4 protein-coding genes are annotated in these 4,213 nt (G+C 73.4%); 2 read left to right on the top strand and 2 right to left on the bottom strand.

Going from position 1 to position 4,213, the window contains the following annotated elements:
• Positions 1-1,162, bottom strand: a 1,162-nt coding sequence (locus E1286_RS46320) for an MFS transporter (protein WP_132623647.1), incomplete at its 3' end; no start/stop codon positions are given.
• A gap of 133 nt (positions 1,163-1,295) precedes the next feature.
• Between E1286_RS46320 and panB the strand changes: the two genes are divergently transcribed.
• Positions 1,296-2,126 (top strand): 3-methyl-2-oxobutanoate hydroxymethyltransferase, encoded by an 831-nt coding sequence (panB, locus tag E1286_RS46325; protein ID WP_132623649.1) that lies wholly within the window; start codon positions 1,296-1,298, stop codon positions 2,124-2,126.
• A 124-nt stretch (positions 2,127-2,250) separates the two neighbouring features.
• Here panB and E1286_RS46330 read toward each other — a convergent pair whose 3' ends face one another.
• The gene (locus E1286_RS46330; protein WP_132623651.1) at positions 2,251-3,180 is read right to left on the bottom strand and encodes a threonine/serine dehydratase; all 930 of its coding nucleotides are present in this window, start codon (positions 3,178-3,180) and stop codon (positions 2,251-2,253) included.
• 95 nt (positions 3,181-3,275) lie between these two features.
• On the opposite strand from E1286_RS46330, the gene E1286_RS46335 reads away from it, so the two are divergent.
• The coding region (locus E1286_RS46335) for an aminotransferase-like domain-containing protein (RefSeq protein ID WP_132623653.1) at positions 3,276-4,213 on the top strand (938 nt) is incomplete at its 3' end.

Here is a 4,213-nt window from a genome sequence, read left to right on the forward strand (position 1 = left end):
GGGGACGGGAGCGCCAGAACGGGAGGGCGGCGAGAACCATCAGGACCGCCACCAGGCCCGCCACGGCGAACGCCCACGACGGCCCCATGGAGTCGATCACCGCCCCCGCGATGGGCGCCGAGATCGCGCCGCCGATCAGCAGGGCTGTGCCGTGCAGGCCCATCGCCTCACCCCGGGCGACGCTCGGCACCCACCGGCTGAGCACGTCGACCGTGGACGACAGCGACGGCGCGCACACCAGCCCGGCCGGCAGCAGCGCCAGCACCACCCACTGCCAGCCGCCGTCGACCAGCCCCACGGGGATCGTCAGCAACCCCATGGCGCCGATCAGGAGCAGCGGCGAGAAGCCCCGCGACAGGCCGCCGTACACGAAGCCACCGACCAGCGAGTAGACGCACCAGACGGCCACGGCGAGGCCGACCCACGCGGTCTCCCCGGCGTGCTCCATCGTGGCGATCAGGGACAGCTCGCTCGCGGTGAGCACGAACGTGGCCGCCGCGGTCGTGCCGAGCAACGCCACGAACGACGGCGTGAGCCACTGCCGCCTCGGCACCCGCTGCCCCTGCTCGCCCAGCTCCTCGGCCGAGCGGGTCGGCGGGTTGAGCAGGATCAGGCCCAGGCCGGCCACCGTCAGGCCCACCCCGATGCCGAGGAAGGTCACGCCGCTGCCCAGCGTGACGATGCCCACGCTGGCCAGCGCGGGGCCCACCATGTAGGACACCTCGACCAGCATCGAGTCGAGCGCGAAACCGGTGCGCCGCTGCTCGACGGGCACCAGCGCGACCAGGCACTGCCGGGTCACGCTGAAGACCGGCAGCGCCAGCAACCCGGCCAGCACCGCCGTCACGACCAGCGCCCAGTACGGCAACGACCACGCGCACGACCAGAACACCGCCTGGGCGATCGTGGTGATGATGAGCACCGGACGCAGGCCGTATTTGTCGACCATCCGGCCCATCAGCGGGGAGCCGATCGCGTTGCCGATGGTGCTGGCGGCGGTGATCGCACCTGCGGGGATGAAGTCGAGACCCATCACCACGGCGACGTGCAGGGTCAGCGCCATGCCGGTGGCCGTGGTCGGCACCCGCGCGAGCAGCCCCACGAGGAGCAAGGTGGGGACGCCCGGGATTTTGAGCAGCCGCCGGTAAGACTCGAAAGCCATGGTGTTCGTTACCTCCCTGCAGATTGTGGCAGGTGGTACCGACAGTCTCGCCACGGTTTTTCCCGCGTGACATCATCGGAGAGAGTCCGGGGACGCACTGGGGCGCCTCGAGACGTTTCTGGAGGGTTTACACATGTCCTCTTCAACCACGCTGTACGGCGGTGCGCAGGGACGCCGCGTCACCGTCCGCGACCTCGCCGCGGCCAAGGAGCGCGGAGAGCGGTGGGCCATGCTCACCGCCTACGACGCGATGACGGCCCGGGTCTTCGACGAGGCGGGCATCCCGGTCCTGCTGGTGGGCGACTCGGCGGGAATGGTCGTCTACGGCCACGAATCGACCCTGCCGGTCACGGTCGACGACCTGTTGCCGCTCACGGCGGCCGTCGTACGCGGCTCGTCGCGGGCGCTCGTGGTGGCCGACCTGCCGTTCGGGTCGTACCAGGCCTCGCCTGCGCAGGCGCTGGAGTCGGCGGCGCGCTTCATGAAGGAGGCGGGCGCGCACGCGGTCAAGCTGGAGGGCGGCCGCCGCATCCTGCCGCAGGTCGAGACGCTGGTGTCGGCCGGGGTGCCGGTGATGGCGCACCTCGGGCTGACCCCGCAGTCGGTCAACGTGTTCGGCGGCTACCGCGTCCAGGGCCGGGGCCAGGCGGGCGACGAGCTCATGGCCGACGCGAAGGACCTGGAGCGGGCCGGGGCGTTCTCGGTGGTGCTGGAGTGCGTGCCGGGTGACCTCGCGCAGCGGGTGACGACGTCGCTCGCGATCCCGACGATCGGCATCGGCGCCGGGGCGGCGACCGACGCCCAGGTCCTGGTGTGGCAGGACCTCATGGGGCTGACGCCGCGCCCGGCCAAGTTCGTCAAGCAGTACGCCGACCTGGCCGCCACCATGGACCGCGCCGCGCGCGCGTACGCGGACGACGTCAGATCCGGCGCCTTCCCGTCCCCCGAACACACCTACCTCTGACCACCCAGGCACCGGAGCCCGCCGCCACGGGCGCACCGCCCGCCCCGCCCGGCCTCCCGACGACGGACGGGATCTGCTCGCAGACGTCGCGTCCCTGGGGAGCAGCCGGTGCGGGGCGGGTCGGTCAGTCGGTGGTCAGGGTGGTGGGGTCGGTGTTGGAGCCGCACACCACCACGGCCACCCGCTCACCCGGCTCCGGCCGGTAGACGCCCGACAGCAGCGCCGCGTACGCGGCCGCGCCCGCGTGCTCGGACGCCACCCGGTGCCGCTCCCAGAGCGTACGCCGCGCCGCGACGATGGCCTCGTCGCTCACCAGCACGCTGTCCACCCTCGGCCCGCGCAGGATCTCGAACGCCAGCCCGCCGATGACGCTGGCACCAAGCGCGTCAGCCGCCACCCCGCCGACCTGCACCGGCACCGGCTTCCCCGCCTCGCGCGCCGCGTGCAGGGTCGGGATGCGCTCGGGCTCGACGGCCACGATGCGCGGCGCCGAGCCTCCGCCGGACGTGCCGACGGTGATCCCGGCCGCGAACCCGCCGCCGCCCACGGCCACGAGCACGGTGTCGACCCCGCCGGTCTGCTCCATGATCTCCAGCCCGGTGGTGCCCTGCCCGGCCACCACCTCGGGCTGGTCGTACGCGTGCACCTGCAGCGCCCCCGTCTCGGCGGCGCGTTTGGCCGCGGCCTCGGCGGCCTCCGCGTAGATGGCGCCCGTCTGCGTGATGTGCGCCCCCAGCGCCCTGAGCCCGGCCACCTTGACGGGACTCGTCACCTCGGGAACGAAGATCTCGGCGCGCACCCCCAGGGCGCGGGCGGCGAACGCCACGGCCAGCCCGTGGTTGCCGCCGCTGGCCGCGATGACCCCGCCGGCGGGCACGTCGCCGACGGCCAGGATGCGGTTGAACGCCCCGCGCACCTTGAAGGACCCGGAGTGCTGCAGCAACTCCAGCTTGAACCACAACCCCGGCGAGATTTCCAGGACGGGCGTGCGGAGCACGTGACCGCCTGTCCTCGCCGCGGCGGCGAGCACATCCTCGTGGACAACGGTGGTCACGGCATTCCCCCGATCATGGAGACAACGAACATACGCCGAGGCTAGTCCAGCGGCGAGCCTGCAGGGCAAGGGCGGAAATAGGCCACAATCGGCTCATGAACGGGACCAATCTCGATGACCTCGTCGCCCTCCTGGGCCGGTGGGCGTCGGGGCGCGGGCCCCTCTACCTCCTGCTGGCCGCCCGGCTGCGGGCGCTGGTCGACGACGGCGTCCTCGCCCCCGGCACGACGCTGCCACCCGATCGCACGCTGGCCAGGCGGCTCGCGGTGGGCCGGGGCACGGTGGTGGCCGCGTACGACCTGCTGCGCCAGGAGGGCCGCCTGGTGCGGCGGCAGGGCAGCGGCACCAGGGTCGCCCCGCTCGACCTGCCGGCGACGCGGTCCGCCGACGGCGTGCCGGCGAACCCGCTGCTGCAGCACCTCCTCCACCCGCCGGACGGCGTGCGGCTGCTGACCTGCGCCGCTCCTCCTGTCCCACCGGCCGCGTTGTTCGAGGCGTACGCCGAGGCAGGGGCGTGTCTGGCGGGTGTGCACGATCTGGGTTACGCGCCGGCCGGCCATCCGGCGCTGCGGGCCGCGCTGGCGGCGTACTACACCGGACGGGGCCTGCCGACCGCGCCCGAGGAGATCATCGTGACGACGGGCGCCCAGCAGGCCCTCACCCTGCTGACCGGGCTGCTGGTGGCGCCCGGCGACACGGTGCTGGCCGAGACGCCGACGTACCCGGGCGCGCTGGAGGTGTTCCGGCACGCGGCCGCGGTCGTCAAACCCGCGACGAGCATCGAGGACATCCGCCGACGCCCTGCTCTGGCCTACTTCGTCCCCACCGCCCGCAACCCCGACGGCGCTGTCATGGACGTCCCGTCCCGCAGGCGGCTGGCCACGCTGGCCGCCGCGCACGACGTGCCGCTGGTCGACGACGAGGTTCTCGCCGAGCTGTGCTTCTCGGGCGAGACGCCGCCGCCGGTGGCCGCGTTCGGGCGCGGCGAGCAGGTGATCACCGTGGGGTCGCTGAGCAAGCTCGTCTGGGGCGG

This window comes from Nonomuraea terrae, from assembly GCF_004348995.1.
Taxonomy (GTDB): Bacteria; Actinomycetota; Actinomycetes; order Streptosporangiales; family Streptosporangiaceae; genus Nonomuraea; species Nonomuraea terrae.

Coding starts and splice junctions, on each gene's coding strand:
- panB (WP_132623649.1), top strand. CDS start 1,296: ATGTCCTCTTCAACCACGCTGTACGGCGGTGCGCAGGGACGCCGCGTC.